At 70.1% G+C, this 22,299-nt stretch carries 15 protein-coding genes; 9 read left to right on the forward strand and 6 right to left on the reverse strand.

Features of this window, described 5'->3' with window-relative positions; translation table 11 throughout:
* The first annotated feature begins 198 nt into the window (after positions 1-198).
* Positions 199-1,299 (forward strand): hypothetical protein, encoded by a 1,101-nt coding sequence (locus tag ABZS61_RS25405; protein WP_356425593.1) that lies wholly within the window; start codon positions 199-201, stop codon positions 1,297-1,299.
* Positions 1,300-1,440: 141 nt separating this feature from the next.
* Here ABZS61_RS25405 and ABZS61_RS25410 read toward each other — a convergent pair whose 3' ends face one another.
* Both ABZS61_RS25410 and ABZS61_RS25415 read right to left on the reverse strand, forming a co-directional pair.
* A complete protein-coding gene (locus tag ABZS61_RS25410; RefSeq protein ID WP_356425596.1) occupies positions 1,441-1,584 on the reverse strand; it encodes a hypothetical protein in 144 nt (47 codons plus the stop codon).
* A 499-nt stretch (positions 1,585-2,083) separates the two neighbouring features.
* On the reverse strand, positions 2,084-2,506 hold the full coding sequence (locus ABZS61_RS25415; RefSeq protein WP_356425599.1) for a secondary thiamine-phosphate synthase enzyme YjbQ: 423 nt from the start codon (positions 2,504-2,506) through the stop codon (positions 2,084-2,086).
* Between the two features lie 98 nt (positions 2,507-2,604).
* On the opposite strand from ABZS61_RS25415, the gene ABZS61_RS25420 reads away from it, so the two are divergent.
* Positions 2,605-3,717, forward strand: a complete 1,113-nt coding sequence (locus tag ABZS61_RS25420; RefSeq protein WP_356425601.1) for an FAD-dependent oxidoreductase — start codon at positions 2,605-2,607, stop codon at positions 3,715-3,717.
* A 313-nt stretch (positions 3,718-4,030) separates the two neighbouring features.
* Here ABZS61_RS25420 and ABZS61_RS25425 read toward each other — a convergent pair whose 3' ends face one another.
* Together ABZS61_RS25425 and ABZS61_RS25430 are read right to left on the reverse strand one after the other, a co-directional pair.
* Positions 4,031-4,648 carry a hypothetical protein gene (locus tag ABZS61_RS25425; protein ID WP_356425603.1) on the reverse strand — a complete coding sequence of 206 codons (618 nt, stop codon included), beginning with the start codon at positions 4,646-4,648 and terminating at the stop codon, positions 4,031-4,033.
* A gap of 86 nt (positions 4,649-4,734) precedes the next feature.
* Positions 4,735-6,537, reverse strand: coding sequence for an ABC transporter ATP-binding protein (locus ABZS61_RS25430; RefSeq protein WP_356425605.1), 1,803 nt, complete (start codon positions 6,535-6,537; stop codon positions 4,735-4,737).
* Positions 6,538-6,672: 135 nt separating this feature from the next.
* On the opposite strand from ABZS61_RS25430, the gene ABZS61_RS25435 reads away from it, so the two are divergent.
* The 6 genes from ABZS61_RS25435 to ABZS61_RS25460 all read left to right on the forward strand — a co-directional run bounded on the left by ABZS61_RS25435 (position 6,673) and on the right by ABZS61_RS25460 (position 17,169).
* Positions 6,673-7,119, forward strand: a complete 447-nt coding sequence (locus ABZS61_RS25435; RefSeq protein ID WP_356425607.1) for a MarR family transcriptional regulator — start codon at positions 6,673-6,675, stop codon at positions 7,117-7,119.
* Between the two features lie 45 nt (positions 7,120-7,164).
* The gene (locus ABZS61_RS25440; RefSeq protein ID WP_356425609.1) at positions 7,165-10,107 is read left to right on the forward strand and encodes an FAD-binding and (Fe-S)-binding domain-containing protein; all 2,943 of its coding nucleotides are present in this window, start codon (positions 7,165-7,167) and stop codon (positions 10,105-10,107) included.
* 248 nt (positions 10,108-10,355) lie between these two features.
* Positions 10,356-11,804: a Gfo/Idh/MocA family oxidoreductase gene (locus ABZS61_RS25445; RefSeq protein ID WP_356425611.1), complete on the forward strand. Its 1,449-nt coding sequence runs from the start codon at positions 10,356-10,358 to the stop codon at positions 11,802-11,804.
* A 242-nt stretch (positions 11,805-12,046) separates the two neighbouring features.
* Positions 12,047-13,885 (forward strand): ABC transporter ATP-binding protein, encoded by a 1,839-nt coding sequence (locus tag ABZS61_RS25450; protein WP_356425613.1) that lies wholly within the window; start codon positions 12,047-12,049, stop codon positions 13,883-13,885.
* Positions 13,882-15,663: an ABC transporter ATP-binding protein gene (locus ABZS61_RS25455; protein ID WP_356425616.1), complete on the forward strand. Its 1,782-nt coding sequence runs from the start codon at positions 13,882-13,884 to the stop codon at positions 15,661-15,663. Before ABZS61_RS25450 ends, ABZS61_RS25455 begins: the two co-directional genes overlap by 4 nt.
* Before the next feature lie 144 nt (positions 15,664-15,807).
* Positions 15,808-17,169 carry an NAD(P)/FAD-dependent oxidoreductase gene (locus tag ABZS61_RS25460; protein WP_356425618.1) on the forward strand — a complete coding sequence of 454 codons (1,362 nt, stop codon included), beginning with the start codon at positions 15,808-15,810 and terminating at the stop codon, positions 17,167-17,169.
* Positions 17,170-17,230: 61 nt separating this feature from the next.
* On the opposite strand, the gene ABZS61_RS25465 is transcribed toward ABZS61_RS25460, so the two are convergent.
* Positions 17,231-18,766, reverse strand: a complete 1,536-nt coding sequence (locus ABZS61_RS25465) for an ATP-dependent DNA ligase (protein ID WP_356425621.1) — start codon at positions 18,764-18,766, stop codon at positions 17,231-17,233.
* Positions 18,767-18,821: 55 nt separating this feature from the next.
* A complete protein-coding gene (locus ABZS61_RS25470; RefSeq protein ID WP_356425624.1) occupies positions 18,822-19,613 on the reverse strand; it encodes a metal-dependent hydrolase in 792 nt (263 codons plus the stop codon).
* Positions 19,614-19,769: 156 nt separating this feature from the next.
* Here ABZS61_RS25470 and ABZS61_RS25475 point away from each other — a divergent pair, with 156 nt between their 5' ends.
* On the forward strand, positions 19,770-22,283 hold the full coding sequence (locus ABZS61_RS25475; RefSeq protein WP_356425627.1) for a DUF3516 domain-containing protein: 2,514 nt from the start codon (positions 19,770-19,772) through the stop codon (positions 22,281-22,283).
* Positions 22,284-22,299: the final 16 nt, after the last annotated feature.

The raw sequence follows: 22,299 nt of genomic DNA on the forward strand, positions 1-22,299 counted from the left end.
ACCACGTCCGCGGTCGGGCAGAGCCGGGGTTCGTGCGAGCTCCGTGGCACGGCGCCCGTGTCCCTGGCCGGCCCGATCGCTGACGGTCATCGCAACACAGCGCCCGACCGGGCGTGGCTCTGCGCTCCCCTGTGACCTCGCCCTATCGTTGGCCTTGACTGTTGCGGAGGGTAACGGGTTCGGGAATGATCCCCCGGTGTGACCATCCTCCTCGCCGTCGTACTCGGCGTGTTCCTCGTCGTGCTCCACCGGCTCTTCATCACTCCTCGCCGTATCGGAGAGCGCTTCGTGGCGTCCGACTACGGTCTTCCGCCCCGTGAGCAGCTCGACTCGCGGCGCCCCGGCCCACCCCCGCCGGCACACCGCACGGAGGAGCGGCAGGCAGTCGCCGACGCTGCGTGGGAAGGTGATTGGCAGTCCGCCGAGCGGTACGTCCGGGCGGCGGGCGAGGACTGGGACGAGCGCTGGAACCGGCTGGAGCTCCTGCAACAGGTCGCTCAGGAGGACGACGCCTGGCTCGACGCCTGGCGCGCGGCCGAGCCCCGGAACTGCGACGCAGCCACCCTCCATGCGAGCATCATGGTCCACCGCGCCTGGGAGATCCGGGGCAGCGGGTATGCCCACGAGGTCATGACCTCGGACATGAACCGCTTCCGCGCCATGCTCCCGGCCGCGATCGAAGAGGCGCGGCAAGCCGCGCTGCTCGACCCCGCGAACCCGGGCCCCTGGGTCGTGATGGTCACGGCGGCGCGCGGAGCGACGTACCGCCGCGCACAGTTCAGACCGCTGTGGGAAGGGCTCGTCGCCCGCGCTCCCCATCACTACGAGGGGCACTGGCAGGCCCTCCAGTACTGGTGCGCAAAGTGGTTCGGCAGCAACCGGCGGATGCTGCGGTTCGCCCTCCAGGCGGTCCGCAAGGCCCCGCCCGGCAGCCCGCTGGCCGGGATCTACCTCCACGCACTGAACGAGCTCACCGAGCGGTCCGGTATCGGCGCACGGGCCGTCACGCCGATGTCGAGGAGAGTGCTGAAGCAGATTGCCGCCTCGTTCGAACGGGTCGCGCTCGATGACGAGCGCCTGCCGGTCCTGCGCCACCTGCTGGCCCACCACATGCTCCGGTCGATGATGTACGCGCCCGCCTTGGAGCAGTTCCGCCTGATCGGACCGTGGTGCGGCGCCCAGCCCTGGCGCGAGGACGGGGACCCGGTCACGGCCTTCGAAACGGCCCGCGGCACGGCCGCGAAGCTGTCCCGGACCCGTCCGGCCCCGCAGCCGCCGGTCTACAGGATGGGCCGCTAGCCTCGGTCCTTCGGGACGGCCTGCCGACTGAGTCGGCGGGCCGTTCCACGTCCTGTGGTCGGTGGTGGGCGGGCTCGTGGCCCGTCTGTCGCATCGGGTGGGAGCCGAACCGGGCGAGTGGGAACTCGGTGAAGAAGGAGTTCAGAGGGCGGATGACGTGCCGGGGGTCGCGCCCGCCTCGGTGAACCAGAACATCGAGGAGGGTGCGCACTTCCGCTTCGCCGCCGAGTTCGGCCACCGCCGGGTGCTGCGGCTCGCGGTGCAAGCCGGTACTGGCGTCGTCACGGCTGCTCTCCTCGGCTGCGGGCGTTGGCCAGTGCCACGCCCTGATCCGTGACGTATCCGGGGACCAAGAGGCTGACTGTCGCCCTGAACCGAACCCGGGCGGTGAAGTGGGCAGGCCGCCCCGGAGCCACCGATGAGGTGCTGCACCCCGAGATGGTTCTCGGTTTCACAGCCTGTGCCTCGTGAAGCCGGTCCGTGACGACGACCGGTACATGGGCAGCCTGTACGAGGACGGCAGTATTGACTGTTGGGCAGCCTGCATGAGGCGTTGCGCGGTTTGCAGGTGTGTGCGGGCCCGCCCTTCAGGGGACTTCCTGAAGTGGCGGTACTCCTGGCCAGTTGGCCCTTCGCCGTTCCGGGGGCGGGCCGGCCGTGCATCTTCTGCCAGGTGCGGCGAACTTCCTCGGCGATCGAGTTGGAGACGACCTCCCGCGGATGTCTGGGTAGACCTCCTGCTTGGAGTGGCCGGAGACCGTCCTGCAGTCGTGAGTTCCCGGAGCTATCCGAGGAACGACAGCCGCACCTGGCGGTTGGCATTGTCCCTGTTGGTGTCGACCAGGCAGACCGACTGCCACGTCCCGAGCTCCAGCCGTCCCCCGACCACCGGCAGCGTCGCGTGCGGCGGTACGAGGGCGGGGAGTACGTGGTCGCGGCCGTGGCCGGGACTCCCGTGGCGGTGGCGCCAGCGGTCGTCGGCGGGGAGCAGGGTCTGCAGGGCCGCGAGGAGGTCGTCGTCGCTGCCCGCTCCGGTCTCCAGGACCGCGATTCCGGCGGTCGCGTGAGGGACGAAGACGTTGAGCAGGCCGTCCCTGCCATGGGCGACACGGGCGAGGAACTGTTCGCAGTCCGCCGTCAGGTCCGTGACCGTCTCGGTCCGTCCGGTGGCGATGCTCAGCAGGTGCGTGGCGAAGGAGTCGGGCATGGCTCCATTCTGGCGCCGTGGCGAGAGGTCGCGCCCCCGGTGGGTCCGGGAAGATCCGGGAGCCGTCCACGGTTGGTAGAAGGGTGAACAACTTCGGGATGCGCGAGCTGGACGTGGTCGTGATCGGCGCCGGGCAGGCGGGGCTCTCCGCTGCCTACCATCTGCGGCGCGCCGGCCTCGAGCCCGAGCGGGACTTCGTCGTACTCGACCACGCCCCGCGGCCCGGGGGTGCCTGGCAGTTCCGCTGGCCGTCGCTCACCTACGGCAAGGTCCACGGCATGCACTCCCTGCCCGGCATGGAACTGACGGGCGCCGACGACGGGCGCCCTTCGTCCGAGGTGATCGGTGCGTACTTCGATGCGTACGAGCGCCGCTTCGAGCTGCGGGTACACCGTCCCGTCGAGGTGAAGGCCGTGCGCGAAGGCGGCAGCGGAGGCAGCGAAGGAGAGGGCGGCCGCCTGCTCGTCGAGACATCCGAGGACACCTACGTCACGCGTGCCCTGATCAACGCGACGGGGACCTGGGACCGGCCTTTCTGGCCGCACTATCCGGGCCAGGAGACTTTCCGGGGGCGGCAGTTGCACACAGCCGACTACCCAGGGCCGGCGGAGTTCGCCGGACAGCGGGTGATCGTGGTCGGTGGTGGGGCCTCCGGGACCCAGCACCTGATGGAGATCGCCGAGGTGGCGGCCGCGACGTACTGGGTGACGCGTCGGCCCCCTGTGTTCCGGGAGGGGCCGTTCGGCGAGGAGCAGGGGCGGGCCGCCGTGGCCATGGTGGAGGAGCGTGTACGGCTCGGGCTTCCGCCGCAGAGCGTGGTGAGCGTGACCGGACTGCCGCTGACCGACGCTGTCCGACGCGCACGCGAGGAGGGGGTTCTCGACCGGCTCCCCATGTTCGAGCGGATCACCCCGGACGGGGTGACCTGGGCCGACGGCCGGACGGTCGAAGCCGATGTGATTCTGTGGGCCACCGGATTCCGCGCCGCCGTCGATCATTTGGCCCCGCTGAAGCTGCGCGAGCCGGGCGGCGGCATACGCGTCGAGGACACCCGGGCGGTCCGGGACGAGCGCGTCCACCTCGTCGGGTACGGGCCGTCGGCCAGCACGATCGGCGCCAACCGGGCGGGACGGGCCGCGGCCCGTTCGCTCACCCGTCTGCTGAAGCAGACCGGCAGCGGTACGCGCGCCGCGCAGGGCGTCCCCGCCTGACCTGACGCCGAGCGCAACAGAACACGCGAACAAGGGATCGGATGTTCGTCAGAACGTGTGATCGTATCAATTTTTGTCGATCAACTCCGGTGCGCAGCCTGATGATTGCAGGGCGCAGGCAACGGGCTGCAGACCGCTGACTGCGCAGTCCCACCGAGGCACCATGCACAAGGAGAAGCACCGAATGAACTTCCTCACCAACCTGCTGGCCGGCGTCGTCCACTTCGTGGGTTGGCTCGTCTGACGATTGCTCGACCGGCGCCGTCGCTCCCCGTCCCACGGGAGCGGCGGCGCCGCCGTGTTCTGCGGCTCGTCAGTCGCGGGGGGCGGGCTCGACCGGGCCCTCGAAAGGCGCCAGCGCGGCGAATCCGGGGTCTGCGGTGACCGCCTCGGCCAGCGCGTCGAGTGTCTGCCGGACCCGGGTCAGCGGGTGGTCCGGGAATTCCGTGTCCCACCTGGCGTGGTCCGCCGCGTGGAAGGGAAGGCCGCCCTGGACCTCGGGGGCATAGGGGTGGGGCCGGAAGTACTGGTCGGGGCCGAGCTTGGCAAGAACGACGGCTTCCCGCATGCCTGTCATTCCGCGCTCGGGGGCCTGGATCTTCACCACCGTGCTGCAGCCGGCCCGGGGCACCGTGAAACTGCCGATGAACACCTGTCCGTGGGCCTGTTGGGGCAGCGGCACCTTGAGGATCTGACGGAGCGCCGGCAGTCCGCCCAGCCTCTTCACCGATGCCTCTATGAGCCCGCCGCCCGCTTGCGCGGTCCAGTGCGTCAGCGTGTTGCGCAGCGTCGGACCGTCTTCCAGCGCGGCAGGAAGGTCGGGCGGCAGTCCGAAGTAGTGCAGCGACAGCACATCGCCGTCGTCATTCGCCCAGGCGTCGTTGTCCACGGGCCGGTATCCGGGGAGTTCCACCCCGAGCAGAGCTCTCATGGACGGCGATCATGCCCTACGGTCGCCCCGTCGCACAGGCTCGGTCGCACCTCATGTGACCGCCGGGGCGAGGTCGCCGTCGCGCCTCATGTGACCGCCGGGGCGAGGTCGCCGTCGCGGCGGATGAGGGCCGCATACCGGCCGTCCCTCTCCAGCAGCTCCGCGTGCGTACCGCGCTCGGCCGCCTGCCCGGCATCCAGGACGACGATCTGGTCCGCATCCCTGACGGTGGAGAGCCGGTGCGCGATGGTAAGGGTGGTGCGGCCCTTCGACAGCGCGTCGATGGCTTGCTGCACGGCGTGTTCCGTACGGGTGTCTAGGGCGCTGGTCGCCTCGTCGAGGATCAGTACGGGCGGGTCACGGAGAATCGTGCGGGCGATGGCCAGCCGCTGCTTCTCACCGCCCGAGAAGCGGTACCCCCGCTCGCCGACGAGCGTGTCGTAGCCGTCGGGCAGCGATGCGATGTGGTCGTGGATCTGCGCGGCGCGTGCCGCTGCTTCGATCTGCTCGTCAGTGGCGTCCGGCTTGGCGAAGCGAAGGTTCTCGGCAACCGAGGCGTGGAAGAGATAGGTCTCCTGGGAGACCACACCAACGGCCCTGGCGAGGGTGTCGAAGTCCAGGTCCCGGACGTCGACCCCGTCGATGGTGACCCGGCCGCCGGTGACGTCGTACAGCCGCGGCACCAGGTAGCTGAGCGTCGACTTGCCCGAGCCGGTGGGACCGACGACGGCCAGACTGCGGCCGGCGGGAACGGTCACGTCGATGCTGGTCAGCGTCGGGCCGCTCTTCTCGTCGTAGCTGAAGGTGACGTTCTCGAAGGCGACCTCGCCCCGGATCTTCTCCAGCCGGACGGGCTTCTCGGGCTCGGTGATGTCCACGTCGAGATCGAGGTACTCGAAGATGCGCTGGAACAGGGCGAGGGATGTCTGCATCTGTACGCCGGTGGAGAGCAGGCTCACCGCCGGCCGGAACAGTCCCTGCTGCAGCGAGACGAAGGCGACCAGCGTGCCGATGGAGACGGCCGTGGCACCCGACTGCAGGGTGAGGCCGGCCGCCCAGTAGATGACGGCGGGCATCGCGGCCATGACGATGCCGATGGTCGACATCCGCCACCGCCCGGCCATGTTGGAGCGCACTTCGAGGTCGACAAGGCGCTCCGATTCCTCGGCGAAGCCCTTGGTGAGGGAGTCCGAGCGGCCCATGGTGCGGCCGAGCAGGATGCCGCTCACCGACAGCGACTCGGTGACCGTGGCCGCCATCGCGGCCATCTGCTTCTGGCGCTGGGTCGTGATCCTCTTGCGCTCACGGCCGACGCGGCGGCTGATCCAGACGAATACGGGCAGCAGGAGCAGCGAGACGACCGTGAGCCGCCAGTCCAGCGCGAGCATGGCGACCACCGTGGCGATGACGGCGGTGAGGTTGGAGACCAGTGAGGTCGCGGTGGAGGTGACTGTCGCCTGCATCCCGCCGATGTCGTTGGCGATGCGGGACTGGACCTCACCCGTGCGGGTCCTGGTGAAGAAGGCGAGCGGCATCCGCTGCAGCTGGGTGTAGACGGCGGTGCGCAGGTCGTGCATGACGCGCTGGCCGACCGTCGTGGAGATCAGGGTCTGCAGGACGCCGAAGACGCTGGTCATCACGGCGGTGAGGATCATGCCGAGCGCGAGCAGCGTGAGCAGTCCCGTACGCCCCTGGGGAATCGCGGTGTCCAGGATCTCGCGGAGCAGGAACGGGGTGGCGACCGACACCAGTGACGAGGCGCCGACCAGCAGCCCCACGATCGCGAGCCTGCCGCGGTAGGGGCGGAAGAGGCGGAAGATGCGGCGCAGCTCGGCGGGCTGCTGGGCATCACCGGCAGGGGGTGTCCATGTGGGTTCGTCGGGTTTCATGTGCTCCTTCGACAGTGTGTGGCCGACAGGCCTCGGGAGGGCGTGCGGCGGAGGACGGGCTGGACCTCGACTTTACGGAGCCTAGCTCATTGTTACCTCTATTCACAATGAACAAGGTCCTGATATTGTTCCCTCATGGACTCCCCCGACCCCGACGGTCTTCTGGCCGAACAGCTGCTGCGTCTCACCCGCAGACTCCAGCGCATCCAGAGCCGCCAGCTGGAGCCGATCGACATCACTCCTGCGCAGTTCCGGCTGCTGCGCACGGTCGCGCACTACGAGGACCCGCCCCGGATGGCCGATCTCGCCCAGCGCCTCGACGTCGTCCCGCGTGCTGTCACCACGCTGGTGGACGGCTTGGAAGCCAATGACCGGGTGCGCCGTGTACCGGACCCGACCAACCGCCGGGTGGTCCGCATCGAGATCACCGAGGGGGGCCGGGCGACGCTCCGTTCGCTGCGCAACGCGCGGAAGGCCGCCGCAGAGGAGATCCTGGCTCCATTGACCGCCGAGCAGCGTGAGGTGCTCGGCGGGCTGCTGACCGCTCTGGTGGACGGGATGCCGGAGCGCCGCCGCTGCTGAGGCGCGGTGCGGGGCACCGCACCGTGTCGTCGAGGAGATCCTGAGATGCCGCTGCTGGAGCCGAAGCCGGAAGCCCTCCGTCCTGGTACGGCACGGGCGCCGTCCCCCGACCGGGTGCCGGGCTGGAAGGCCGCGGGTACACCCGCACCGCTGCGTGCCGACCTGACGGCCCTGCTCGGCGCGGAGAAGGTGCTGTGGAAGATCTCCGACCTCGTGCGGTACGCCTCCGATGCCAGCCCCTACCGCTTCCTGCCGCAGGTCGTCCTGGTCCCCACGGACATCGACGACATCTCGGCGATCCTCTCCTACGCCCACGGCAAGGCCCGCAACGTGGTCTTCCGGGCCGCGGGCACCAGCCTCAACGGCCAGGCACAGGGCGAGGACATCCTCGTCGACGTACGCCGGCACTGGACAGGCGTCGAAGTCCTCGACGACGGGGCGCGGGCGCGGATCCGGCCGGGGACCACCGTCATGCGGGCCAACGCCACGCTCGCCCGGCACGGCAGGCTGCTGGGCCCCGACCCCGCCAGTGCCATCGCCTGCACCATCGGCGGTGTCGTCGCGAACAACGCCTCGGGAATGACCGCCGGCACGACCCGCAATTCATACCGCACGGTCTCCTCCCTCACCTTCGTCCTGCCGAGCGGCACGGTGGTCGACACGGCCGAGCCGGCCGCCGACGAGCTGCTGCGTCACGCCGAGCCGCGCCTGTGCGAAGGGCTGTTGGCCGTCAAGGCGGAGATCGAGGCGGACGAGCAGCTCACCGCCCGGATCCGCGCCAAGTACGAGATCAAGAACACCAACGGCTACCGGCTCGACGCGTTCCTGGACGGATCGACCCCCGTGGAGATCCTCCGGGGGCTGATGGTCGGCTCCGAGGGCACCTTCGGCTTCATCTCGGAGGTCGTCTTCGACACGCTGCCGCTGGACCGCCTGGTCTCCTCCGCGCTGTTGTTCTTCCCGACCCTCACCGCGGCCGCGGCGGCCGTGCCGCAGTTCAACGAGGCGGGTGCGATCGCCGTGGAGCTGATGGACGGCAACACGCTGCGCGCATCGGTGCGCGTCCAGGGCGTCCCTTCGGACTGGGCGTCCCTGCCCAGGGGGACGACGGCGCTCCTGGTGGAGTTCCGCGCCCCGGACGAGGCGGCTCTGCAGGCCTACGAGCAGGCGGCGGCCTCGGTCGTCACGGGGCTCGACCTCGTCGTGCCGGCCGTGTCCGTGACCAACGCGTTCACCCGGGACGCCGCCACGGTCGGGGGCTACTGGAAGGCCCGCAAGGCGTTCGTCACAGCCGTGGGCGGCTCCCGTCCTTCGGGCACCACGCTGATCACGGAGGACTTCGCGGTGCCGCCGTCCCGGCTCGCCGAAGCCTGTGAGGCCCTGCTCGAACTCCAGGCCGTCCATGGCTTCGACGCCGCCGTCGCAGGTCATGCGGCGCACGGAAACCTGCACTTCCTGCTCGCTTTCGACGCCGCAGAGTCCGCGGACGTCGACCGGTACGCCGCGTTCATGGACAGCTTCTGCTCTCTCGTCGTCGACCGTTTCGACGGATCGCTGAAGGCGGAGCACGCCACGGGCCGCAACATCGCGCCGTTCCTGGAGCTGGAGTGGGGCCCCAAGGCCACCGAACTGATGTGGCGTACGAAGCAGATCATCGACCCCGACGGGGTGCTGGCGCCGCGGATCGTCCTGGACCGTGACCCGAAGGCGCATCTGCGCGGGCTCAAGACGATCCCCAAGGTCGAGCCGGTCGCCGATCCGTGCATCGAATGCGGCTTCTGCGAGCCGACCTGCCCCAGTGAGGACCTGACGACCACACCCCGGCAACGCATCGTTCTGCGCAGGGAGATGATGCGCCAGCCGGACCGCTCCCCGGTGGAGGCCGGTCTCCTCGACGCGTACGGGTACGACGCCGTGGACACCTGCGCGGGCGACTCCACGTGCAAGCTGGCCTGCCCGGTCGGCATCGACACCGGCGCGATGATGAAGGATTTCCGTCATCACCGGCACTCGCCGCGCGAGGAGCGCATCGCGGCTCTCACGGCGAAGCACTTCAAGGCGGTGGAGGTCTCGGCACGGCTCGCGGTCGCAGCTGCCGACGCCATCTCCGACCGGGTCGGCGACCGTCTGCTCGAGTCGGTGACCCGGCTGGCCCGTAAGGCCGTTCGCCCCGGTCTGGTACCGGAGTGGCTGCCTCAGATCCCCGGTGCTGCCGACCGGAGGATGCCTCCCACCTCCCGGGCGGGTGCGCACGCCGTCTACTACCCGGCCTGTGTGAACCGTATCTTCGCCGGACCCGAGGACGAGGGATCGCCGTCGCTCGCCGAGGCCGTCGTCTCCCTGTCGGCCCGCGCCGCAAAGCCCGTGTGGATCCCCGAGGACGTCACGGGGACCTGCTGCGCGACGATCTGGCACTCCAAGGGGTACGACGTGGCCAACGCCGTGATGGCCAACCGCATCGTGGAGGCGGCCTGGGGCTGGACCGCGGGTGGCAGGCTGCCGCTGGTCGTCGACGCCTCCTCGTGCACGCTCGGTATGTCCCACGAGGTGGTGCCCTATCTCACCGAGGCCAACCGGGACCTGCACGGTGAGCTGACCATCGTCGACTCGCTCGTCTGGGCCGCCGAGGAGCTGCTTCCTTCGCTGACCGTGTTCCGCACAGTGGGCTCGGCCGTCCTGCATCCCACCTGTTCGATGGAGCATCTGGGAGACGTGGCACAGCTGCGCACGGTCGCCGAAGCCTGCGCGGAGGACGTCGTCATCCCCGACGACGCGGGCTGCTGCGCGTTCGCGGGCGACCGCGGCATGCTGCACAAGGAACTCACCGACTCGGCGACCGCCAAGGAGGCGGCCGAGGTGAACACCCGGGAGTACGACGCGTATCTGTCGGCGAACCGGATGTGCGAGATCGGCATGGACCGGGCGACCGGCCGCACGTACTACTCGGCACTGATGGAGCTGGAGTGGGCGACCCGGCCGGTTCTCTGAACCCAGGCGCGCCGCCCCGCACCGTCAACGTCCGGCCGGGTCTCCGTATCCGGCGCGCCCGTCCTCCGGCACCACCGCCAAAAAGTCCATGGTTTCGGCGCGAGAGTCCACGCGCGCGTCCAAACGCATCCCTTGCACAACAGCAGTCCCACCATCCAGGGTCCTTACCGAGGTTCGGGAACCCGTCACGCTCCCAAGGGTTCCCGCACCCCTACGCGCACCGTCAGATCCCCCTCCCTGGAGGCTCGATGAACGACGACGCACCAAAGGACCAGGACCCGCAGAACACGGACGACGGCTCTATGAGCCGTCGTTCCGTGCTTCGCAGCACAGCCGGAGTGGCCGGAATAGCAGGCGCAGGTCTCGGACTCGGAACACTCGGCAGCGGCACGGCAGCAGCAACAACTACGTCGGAAGCGGCGGCGAATGCGGCCACCGTCCCCGCTCGCCAAGGCCGCACCATGGCCGGGGTGTCCTTCGACCGACGCTCCACCGTGCGGGTCGGCATCGTGGGCCTCGGCAACCGTGGCGGCAGCATGATCGATCTCTTCCTCGCCGTCACCGGAGTGCAGGTCGTCGCCGTCTGCGACCCGGTGAAGGCCAAGGCGGAACAGGCGGCCGCGAAGGTGACGGCGGCGGGTCAGCCGGCGCCCGCCGTCTACACCAACGGCGAGGACGACTACGAGAACCTGTGCAAGCGCGGGGACATCGACTTCGTCTACGTGGCGACTCCCTGGGACTTCCACTTCGAGATGGCGAAGACCGCCATGCTCAACGGCAAGCATGTCGGCGTCGAGTGTCCGATCGCTCTCCAGCTCGACCAGCTCTGGCAGTTGGTCGACCTCTCCGAACGGACCCGGCGACACTGCATGCAGCTGGAGAACTGCTGCTACGGCCGGAACGAGATGCGAGTGCTGCGGATGGCCCACGCCGGTCTCTTCGGCGACCTGCTGCACGGCGCGGGCGCGTACAACCACGATCTGCGGGGGCTGATGTTCGACCCCGACTACTACGAGGGTCCGTGGCGCCGCCTGTGGCACACCCGGTTGCGCGGCGATCTGTATCCCAACCACGGATTCGGCCCGGTCGCCAACTACATGGACATCAACCGCGGCGACCGCGCGGTGAGTATCACCAGCGTCGGCTCACCCGCGCGCGGTCTCGCCGAGTATCGCGAGCAGCACATGCCCGCCGGTGACCCGAGCTGGAAGGAGACCTACATCGAGAGCGACCGGACGATCAGTCTCGTCCAGACGGCGAAGGGCCGGGTGATCCGCCTGGAGCACGACGTGTCGACGCCCCACCCGTACTCACGCATCAACAGCCTCGGTGGCACCAAGGGCGTCTTCGAGGACTACCCGACACGCATCTATCTCGAGCCCGACCACACCGACGACCAGTGGAAGGACTTCGCCGCGTACGCCGACTGGGACCACTGGCTGTGGAAGGAGCACGCCAACCCGCCCGGAGGTCACGGCGGGATGGACTACATGCTGGTGTTCCGTCTGATGCAGTGCATGCGGCTCGGGATCGCGCCCGACTTCGACGTGTACGACGCGGCCACCTGGACCGCGCCGGTTCCCCTGAGCCACCTCTCCATCAAGGCCAAGGGCATTCCGCAGCAGATTCCGGACTTCACCCGCGGTGAATGGAAGAAGGCACGTGCGGGCATGGACTCCGACAAGCCCGCGGAGTAGACGGGACCGGGCTCCGCGCCGAAGGGGGCGCGGAGCCCCGCCGCGTGCCCGGGTACCCGACGGACCAGGCGGACCGGACCGGCCTCGCGCCCTGCCGTCCCGCTCCGCCGCCGGCGGCCAGCGTATCCACCAATAATCGCTTGCTTCGGACCGGGGCATGACGCGAACCTTGCACGGTTTGGTCACCTCCTGTTCCACGAGATCCGTCACGGATCTCTGCCCCTTCCGATCCTTGGAACGTCATGCAGATTCGCGATCTTCCGTATTCGGATCCCGGCGACCCCGATGTCCGTTCAGGCCCACGTTTTCTGTTCTGGCTCGGGCGCAATCAGCTCACCGGCCAGCTCAAATCCCTCTCCTGGGGGCTGCTGCACCAGTGCGCGATCGCCGGGCTGCCGCTCGCCGTGGGAGTCGCGGTCCAGGCCGTCGTCGAACGCTCCGGCCGGGGCCTCGCGCTGGCCGGAGCACTCATCGTTGCCCTCGGCATCCTCATCGCAGTGGGCGACACCATGCTCCACCGCACAGCGGTCAACAACTGGATCACCGCGGCGGCCAGGGTCCAGCAGTTGCTGGCCCGTAAGACCGCCGAGCTCGGCTCGGCGCTGACCCGGCGGGTCGCGGCGGGAGAGGTCGTCGCCGTCTCCACCGGAGACGTCGAGAAGATCGGCTGGTTCGTCGAGGCGCTGTCGCGCTTCGCCGCCGCTGCCACCGCCCTCGTGCTCATCAGCATCGGGCTCATCATCTACCTGCCCTCGCTGGGCGTGCTGGTCGCGATCGCCATGCCTGTCCTGGCACTCGCCGTGCTGCCGCTGCTCCCCCGCGCCACCCGGCGGGCGGATCTCCAGCGTGAGAAGGCGGGCAAGGCGACCGAACTGGCCTCCGACACCGTCGCCGGCCTTCGGGTGCTGCGTGGCATCGGAGGCGAGGAACTCTTCCTGGCCCGCTACCGGCGTGCCTCGCAGGAAGTCCGCAAGGCCGCCGTGCGCAGTGCCCGGATGTGGGCGCTGATCTCGGCGATCCAGGTGCTGCTGCCCGGAATCCTGCTCATCTCGCTGGTCTGGTACGGGGCGACGCTGGCCCGGGACGGCCGGATCGACGTCGGCCAGCTGGTCACCGTGTACAGCGCGGCGACGCTGATGCTCTTCCCTCTGCGGCACTTCGAGGAGATCGCCATGGCGTACTCGTTCTCGAGGCCGTCGGCGCAGCGTGCGGTCCGGGTCCTGTCGCTGCGGCGCAGTACGCAGCCCTCGACGATCGACGCCATGTCACCCGAGGGCGATCTGTACGACCCGGTGAGCGGGCTGATGGCGCCGCGTGGCCTGTTCACGGCTGTTGTCTGCGGTGATCCCGACGAGGCGGGCCGACTGGCCGAGCGGCTCGGCGGGCACGCGGAGACGGATGACGCCTCGGACCCGGAACCCTCGGTGCTCCTGGGCGGTGTGGCTCTGGACGAGCTGCCGCTCGACTCGGCGAGGGCCGCGGTACTGGTGCAGGACAAGGATCCGGTGCTGCTCTCGGGGACGCTGAGGGAGTTGCTCGACGTGCCGTCGTCGGGCAGGGTCACCGCCGAGGACGCGCTCGCGGCCGCCCACTGCGGTGACGTGCTGGACGCTCTGGCCCAGGCGTCCGTGGACACGGACGGCGACCCGATGCGCACCCGGATCACCGAACGCGGCCGGTCCCTGTCGGGTGGCCAGCGCCAGCGGCTCGCTCTGGCCCGCTCCCTGGTCACCGACCCGGAGGCACTCGTGCTCGACGAGCCGACGTCCGCCGTCGACTCGCACACGGAGGCCCGGGTCGCCGCCGGGATCAAGCAGCTGCGCCAGGGCCGTACGACCGTGGCGTTCGCCTCGTCGCCGCTGCTCCTGGACCTCGCCGACCGCGTGGTCCTGGTCCACTCGGGCACGGTCGTGGCGGTCGGCGCGCACCGCGAACTGCTGCGGGACGAACCGCGGTACCGGGCGGTCGTCACGCGTGAGACCGACGCGGAGATCGCGGCACCGGCCGTGCAGGACGGACTCGCCGGAATCGGTGCGTCGCAGTCGGCCGAAACGATCGAGGAATTCGAGGAGAGGGCATGATCGGCGTCGCACCCCCCGCATACGACCCGGCCGCACCGCAGTCGGCGACGACCCTGCCGGTCGGCACGCCGCTGACCGTACGGTCGTACGTGCGTTCTCTGCTTCGGCGTCACCGGAAGCCGTTCGTGATGCTCATCGCGGTCAACGCGATCGCGGTGATCGCGTCGATCACCGGGCCGTATCTCCTGGGCGGACTGGTCGAGGACCTGTCGAACGGGGTCACCGACCTCCATCTGGAGCGCACCGCAGGGGTGTTCGCCCTCGCGCTCGTCGTGCAGACGGTCTTCACTCGGACGATGCGGCTGCGCGGAGCGGTGCTCGGTGAGGAGATGCTGGCAGATCTGCGCGAGGACTTCCTCGTGCGGTCGGTCGGGCTGCCGCCGGGCGTTCTGGAGCGGGCCGGCACCGGCGATCTGCTCTCCAGGATCACGACGGACATCGACCGGCTGGCGAACGCGATGCGGGAGGCCGTGCCGCAGCTGGCGATCGGTGTCGTGTGGGCCGGGCTGCTGCTCGGTGCGCTCACGGTCACCGCCCCGCCGCTCGCTCTCGCCGTGCTGATCGCGCTGCCGGTGCTGGTCGTCGGCTGCCGCTGGTACTTCCGGCGGGCGCCTTCCGCGTACCGCTCGGAGGCGGCCGGGTATGCGGCGGTCGCGGCGATGCTCGCCGAGACCGTCGACGCCGGCCGGACCGTGGAGTCGCACCGGCTGGGAGCGGGGAGGGTCGCGCTCTCCGACCGGCGGGTCAAGGAGTGGGTCGCGTGGGAGCGGTACACGCTGTTCCTGCGTTCGGTGCTGTTCCCCGTCATCAACGCCACGTACGTGACGATTCTCGGCGCGGTGCTGCTGCTCGGCGGCTGGTTCGTGCTGGAGGGCTGGCTCACCGTCGGGCAGCTGACGACGGGGGCGCTGCTGGCTCAGATGATGGTCGACCCGATCGGTCTGATCCTGCGCTGGTACGACGAGTTGCAGGTCGCCCAGGTGTCCTTGGCCAGGCTGGTCGGTGTACGGGAGATCGAGCCGGACGCGGGCGACGACGCGGTCGGGCCGGACGGCCGGGAGGTACGGGCCGAGGAGGTGCGCTTCGGTTACCGCGCCGGTGTCGACGTCCTGCACGAGGTGTCCCTGGACGTGGCCCCGGGTACGCGGCTCGCCCTGGTCGGGCCGTCCGGTGCGGGCAAGTCCACTCTGGGGCGTCTGCTGGCCGGGATCTACGCACCCCGGACCGGTGAGGTCACGCTGGGCGGGGCGGAGCTGTCCCGGATGCCGGCGGAGCGGGTACGAACCCATGTGGCTCTGGTGAACCAGGAGCACCATGTGTTCGTGGGCTCGCTCCGGGACAACCTGCTGCTGGCCCGTTCGGGCGCCGAGGACGCGGAGCTGTGGGCCTCGCTCGCGGCGGTCGACGCGGACGGCTGGGCCAAGGCCCTGGCGGACGGTCTGGACGCGGAGGTCGGCTCGGGCGGTGTGGTCCTCACTCCGGCGCAGGCGCAGCAGATCGCCCTGGCCCGGCTGGTGCTGGCGGATCCGCACACCCTGGTGCTGGACGAGGCGACGTCGCTGCTCGATCCTCGGGCGGCACGGCACCTGGAGCGTTCACTGGCCCGGGTGCTGGACGGCCGGACGGTGATCGCGATCGCGCACCGGCTGCACACGGCGCACGATGCGGATGTGATCGCGGTCGTCGAGGAGGGCCGGATCAGCGAGCTGGGCAGCCACGACGAGCTGGTGGCGGCGGACGGCGCGTACGCGGCGCTGTGGCGGTCCTGGCACGGATGACCCTGTGCGGTGGCCGGAGTGACTCTCCGGCCGCCGCCTCACAAGAGGCGGACTGCGGCCCCTCCGGTAAGGATGAGGAGTGACTGGCCCCGGATACGGGGCAGGTGAGCGATGACCGCGTAAGCCCGAGAAGGGACGCACACCGTGGCACGACCCAGGATCCTCGTTGTCGGTGCAGGCTTCGCCGGAGTCGAGTGCGTGCGTCGGCTGGAACGCAGCCTCACCCCCGGTGAGGCGGACATCGCCCTCGTCACGCCGTTCTCCTACCAGCTCTATCTTCCGCTGCTCCCGCAGGTGGCGTCCGGGGTGCTCACCCCCCAGTCGGTCGCCGTCTCCCTGCGCCGCAGCCGGCGCCACCGCACCCGGATCGTGCCGGGCGGCGCCATCGGCGTGGACACCAAGGCGAAGATCTGCGTCATTCGCAAGATCACCGATGAGATCGTGAACGAACCGTACGACCACCTCGTGCTGGCCGCCGGGAGCGTCACCCGGACGTTCGACATCCCTGGGCTGACCGACAACGCCCGGGGGATGAAGACGCTGGCCGAGGCCGCCTACATCCGGGACCACGTCATCTCCCAGCTCGACCTGGCCGATGCCAGCCAGGACGAGGCGGAGCGGGAGTCCCGCCTGCAGTTCGTGGTGGTGGGCGGCGGATACGCGGGCACGGAGACCGCCGCCTGCCTGCAGCGGCTGACCGCCAACGCCGTCCGGCACTACCCCCGGCTGGACCCGAAGCTGATCAAGTGGCATCTGATCGACATCGCGCCCAAGCTCATGCCGGAGCTCGGCGACAAGCTGGGTCTGACCGCGCTGGAGATCCTGCGCAAGCGCGGCATCGAGGTGTCTCTCGGTGTCTCGGTGGCCGAGGCGGCACCGGACAAGGTGACCTTCACGGACGGCCGGGTGCTGCCCTGCCGCACGCTCATCTGGACCGCCGGGGTCGCGGCCAGCCCGCTCGTGGCCACCCTCGACGCGGAGACGGTACGCGGCAGGCTCGCGGTGACGCCGGAGATGCAGGTGCCCGGCGCGGACGGGGTGTTCGCCCTGGGCGACTCGGCGGCGGTGCCCGACCTGGCGACCGGCGACGGAGCGATCTGCCCTCCCACCGCGCAGCACGCCATACGCCAGGGGCGGATGCTGGCCGACAACCTCATCGCTGCGTTGCGCGGCCGTCCGCTGCAGCCGTACGTCCACAAGGACCTCGGCCTCGTCGTGGACCTCGGCGGCCGGGACGCGGTGTCCAAGCCGCTGGGCATCGAGCTGAAGGGCATGCCCGCCCAGCTCGTGGCACGCGGATACCACTGGTCGGGGCTGCGGACCAATGTCGCCAAGACCCGGGTCCTGACGAACTGGATGCTGAACGCGATCGCGGGGGACGACTTCGTACGGACCGGATTCCAGGCCCGCAAGGCGGCCACTCTGCGCGACTTCGAGTACACCGACGCCTATCTGACGCCGGAACAGCTCCGCGCGCACACCGCGTCGACGGCCGCCCGCGGCTGATCGGCGTCAGGCGCGGCCCCCGCCGTACCGGTGGGGGCCGCGCTCGCGTCCGGCGCCGGGTTCAGGTCCGTCGGCCGAGCACCGTGTCGACCGTGTCCGCCTCCTGCGGCGACTTGTCCTCGCGGTAGCGCAGGACCCGGGCGAACCGCAGGGTGACGCCCGCCGGGTAACGGGTGGAGCTCTGGAGCCCGTCGTAGGCGATCTCGACGACGAGCTCCGGCCGCACGGTGACGACGTGTCCGTCGTCGCCGGTGGACAGTTCCCGCAGGCGTTCGGTCTGCCAGGCGAGCATCTTGTCCGTGAGCCCTTTGAAGGTCTTGCCGAGCATGGCGAAGGAGCCGTCCTGCCGCCGCGCTCCCAGATGGAGGTTGGACAGTTTTCCGGTGCGCCTGCCGTGCCCCCACTCGGCCGCCAGGACCACGAGGTCGAGGGTGTGCACGGGCTTCACCTTCAGCCAGGACGCGCCCCGCCGGCCCGCGCTGTAGGGCGCGGTCAGGCCCTTGACCACCACTCCTTCGTGTCCGTGCGCCAGGGTGGCCTCGAAGAACTTCACCGCTCCCCCGCGTGCCTCTTCGTCGCCGGGGTCCGTCACGAGGAAGCGCCGCACCCGCATCGGCTCCGGGACCAGGGCGGCCAGCTCCGTGTGCCGTTCGGTGAGGGGGAGATCCAGCAGTTCGCGTCCGTCGACGGACAGCACGTCGAAGAAGACGGCGACCACGGGGACCTCGGCAGCCGCCGCGGCGACATCCCGCCGGGATCCGACCCGGCCGGCGGTCTCCTGGAAGGGCCGCGGTCTGCCGTCGGGCCCGAGAGCGATCGCCTCGCCGTCGAGAACGAACCGGTCGCCGCCGAAACCGGCCACCGCCGTGACCAGTTCGGGAAGCCGGTCGGTGATGTCGTCGAGGGTGCGGGTGTGGACCCGCACCCGCGTCCCGTCGCGGTGCACCTGGACGCGGATGCCGTCGAGCTTCTCCTCGACGGCGCACGGCCCCAGCTTGTCGATGGCTTCGGTGACCGAGCGCTCGGTGTGCGCGAGCATCGGCAGGACCGGCCGGCCGACCGTGAGCCTGAAGGCGGGAAGAGCCCCGGGCCCGTCCGCGAGCAGCGCGCGGGCGACCGCCTCCAGTGATCCGGCGACCATGACGGCGCGGCGTACCTCGGCGGGCTCCGCGTCGGTGGCACCGGCCAGGGCGTCGATGGCGACGGCGTCGAGCGCCCCCTGGCGCACCTCGCCGGTGAGCAGCCCGCGCAGGAAATGCTGTTCGTCGGCGGTGGCGGTGCCGAGCAGCCGCTGGAGGCGGTCCTTGCGCGCGGCCTGCGAGCCGGGACCGGAGAGAGCCCCGATCGCCGTCAGTTCCGCGTCGACGGCCGTCACCGTCAGCGTGGCGGCGTCCGCGGGCGCCACCGGATCGCCCAGGGTGCTCCACCCGATGCCGAGCCGCCCCTGTGGGAGGCGGCCGGCGAGATACGGGATGACTACGGGGACGTCGTCGGGACCGGCCTCACGGAACAGTCCGGCGAGCAGGGCGACCTTCCGGGTCCGTGCCGACGTAGCGGCGACCTCGAGGGACACGTGGGCGAGCCGGGCCAGCAGCATGGGCTCATGGTGCTACGGCTCGGGGCGCACCGCCCCCGGAACGGGCGCGCGGCGGTCAGATGAAGTTGAGCGCCGCGGCCGCGCCCACTCCCCCGAGCACCATGAACGCGGGCATCAGCACCTTGATCTCCACCCAGCTGCCGGCCCTGAAGCGCATGAACTTCGGGGGGCCGAGCGGGTACCACCGCTTGCGGCCGAGCGGGATCGGCCACAGGATCGGGCAGCCCGAGACGGTGAGCGCGTCCCCGATGCAGTGGACGAGGGACCCGAGGACGATCGGCAGCCCCAGCCACAGGTACTCCTGGCCGGGCTCGGCGAACAGCCAGTCCGAACCGTTGCCCGGCTTGTCGAGCACCCCGGCCAGGATCCACGCGCTGGTCGCGCCGAGCAGCCAGACGAGGACGTCGCTGGACATGCGCGCGGCCCGCCACAGCAGTCCCTCGACGGCCAGCACGAGGTGGACGAAAAGAATCGCCAGGACCGCCCACCGGCCGCCGGTGATCGCCGCGAGAGAGACTCCCCCGCCGGTCAGCACCGCCCAGAGCCAGGTATGGGTGAGGGTTCGGTGTCCGCCGGTCCTGCGCGGGTCGCCGGCTCCCTTGGTCGCCTTGTAGACGGCGTACGAGAGTTTGTCGACGATCTCGCACACGCCCTTGGAGATGGGGCCGAAGGCACGCGAGATCGTGGCGGACTTGTGGTCGAGGTCGGGGGCGAGCGCGGCGCCCGCGCAGATCAGTGCCCCCACGACGAGGACGGGCCAGGGCATCGTGTGGCCCGCGGCGGCAGCCGCGGCGCCCACCCCCAGCCAGGCCGCTGCCCCTGACAGAGAGTGTGCCGGTCCCATCATGGCTGTTTCCGCCCCCATCGTGATTCGGCCGTGCGGCACGGCCGGGCCGCCATTGCCTGTGCACTGCGGCCGAGTTGAGTGGGCAGCGTATCGTCCGTGATCTTCGGGCGGTCCTCCGGTTCCCGCATCCGGGCACAAGGCAGGCAAGATGGGGGCGTGACCCTTATCGATCAGCTGCCCCCGACCGCCGACCCGGACGCCCTCTTCGAGGCCTTCTCGTCATGGACCGAATCGCAGGGCATCACCCTCTATCCGGCTCAGGAGGAGGCGCTGATCGAGGTGGTCTCCGGGGCGAATGTGATCCTTTCCACCCCCACCGGCTCCGGAAAGAGCCTGGTCGCGGCGGGTGCGCACTTCACCGCCCTGGCCCAGGACAAGGTCACGTTCTACACCGCGCCGATCAAGGCGCTGGTCTCGGAGAAGTTCTTCGACCTGTGCAAGATGTTCGGCACGGAGAACGTGGGCATGCTGACCGGCGACGCCTCGGTCAACGCCGACGCCCCGGTGATCTGCTGCACGGCCGAGGTGCTGGCTTCCATCGCGCTGCGTGACGGGAAGTACGCGGACGTCGGCCAGGTCGTGATGGACGAGTTCCACTTCTACGCGGAGCAGGACCGGGGCTGGGCCTGGCAGATCCCGATCCTGGAACTGCCGCAGGCCCAGTTCATCCTGATGTCGGCCACGCTCGGCGACGTCAAGATGTTCGAGGAGGACCTGACCCGGCGCACCGGCCGCCCCACCTCCGTGGTGCGCTCGGCGACGCGGCCGGTCCCGCTCAGTTACGAGTACCGGCTGACCCCGATCACCGAGACGCTCACCGAGCTCCTGGACACCCGGCAGTCGCCGGTCTACATCGTGCACTTCACCCAGGCGGCGGCCGTGGAGCGCGCACAGTCGCTGATGAGCATCAACATGTGCACCAAGGAGGAGAAGGAGAAGATCGCCGATCTGATCGGCAACTTCCGCTTCACCACCAAGTTCGGCCAGAACCTCTCCCGTTATGTGCGGCACGGCATCGGGGTGCACCACGCGGGCATGCTCCCGAAGTACCGCCGGCTCGTGGAGAAGCTCGCGCAGGCGGGCCTGCTGAAGGTGATCTGCGGTACGGACACGCTCGGCGTCGGTGTCAACGTCCCGATCCGTACGGTGCTGTTCACCGCCCTCACCAAGTACGACGGCACCCGGGTGCGCACGCTGCGCGCCCGCGAGTTCCACCAGATCGCCGGCCGGGCGGGCCGGGCCGGTTTCGACACGGCCGGCTTCGTGGTCGCGCAGGCACCCGAGCACGTCATCGAGAACGAGAAAGCCGTCAGGAAGGCGGGCGACGACCCGAAGAAGAAGCGCAAGGTGGTCCGCAAGAAGGCCCCCGAGGGTTTCGTCGCCTGGTCCGAGACCACCTTCGACAAGCTGATCACCTCCGATCCCGAGCCGCTGACCTCGCGCTTCCGGGTCACGCACACGATGCTGCTCTCGGTGATCGCCCGCCCGGGCAACGCCTTCGAGGCGATGCGGCATCTGCTGGAGGACAACCACGAGCCGCGCCGGGCCCAGCTGCGGCACATCCGGCGGGCCATCGCCATCTACCGTTCGCTGCTCGACGGCGGTGTGGTGGAACAGCTCGACACCCCGGACGCCGAGGGCCGCATCGTGCGCCTCACCGTCGATCTCCAGCAGAACTTCGCGCTGAACCAGCCGCTGTCGACGTTCGCGCTGGCCGCGTTCGACCTGCTGGACGCCGAATCCCCCTCGTACGCCCTGGACATGGTCTCCGTCGTCGAGTCGACCCTCGACGACCCGCGGCAGATCCTCGCCGCCCAGCAGAACAAGGCGCGGGGCGAGGCCGTCGGACAGATGAAGGCGGACGGCGTCGAGTACGAGGAGCGGATGGAGCGGCTCCAGGAGGTCACGTACCCCAAACCGCTGAGCGAGCTGCTCTGGCACGCGTACGACGTGTACCGCACGAGTCACCCGTGGGTCGGTGACCATCCCGTGTCGCCGAAGTCGGTGATCCGGGACATGTACGAACGGGCCATGACGTTCACGGAGTTCACGTCGAACTACGAGCTGGCGCGCACCGAGGGCATCGTGCTGCGCTACCTGGCGAGTGCGTACAAGGCGTTCGAGCACACCATCCCGGACGACCTGAAGTCCGAGGACCTGGAGGATCTGATCGCCTGGCTCGGCGAGATGGTGCGTCAGGTGGACTCCAGTCTGCTGGACGAGTGGGAGCAGCTGGCCAACCCCGAGGTGGAGACGGCCGAGCAGGCGCAGGAGCGGGCCGACGAGGTCAAGCCGGTCACCGCCAACGCCCGGGCCTTCCGGGTCCTGGTGCGCAACGCGATGTTCCGCCGGGTGGAGCTGGCCGCGCTGGACCGGGTCCGCGACCTGGGCGAGCTCGATGCCGACTCGGGCTGGGACGCGGACGCCTGGGGCGAGGCGATGGACGGCTACTGGGAGGCGCACGAGGACCTGGGTACGGGTCCGGACGCGCGCGGCCCGAAGCTGCTGAAGATCGACGAGGACATCGAGCACGGTCTGTGGCGGGTGTGGCAGGCCTTTGCCGACCCTGCGGGTGACCATGACTGGGGTATCCGTGCGGAGGTCGATCTGGCGGCCTCCGACGAGGAGGGCCGTGCGGTCGTCCGGGTCACGGCCGTCGGCCAGCTGTGACAGCGCTGCTTCGAGA

It is taken from the genome of Streptomyces sp. NPDC005566 (genome assembly GCF_040605575.1).
GTDB lineage: Bacteria > Actinomycetota > Actinomycetes > Streptomycetales > Streptomycetaceae > Streptomyces.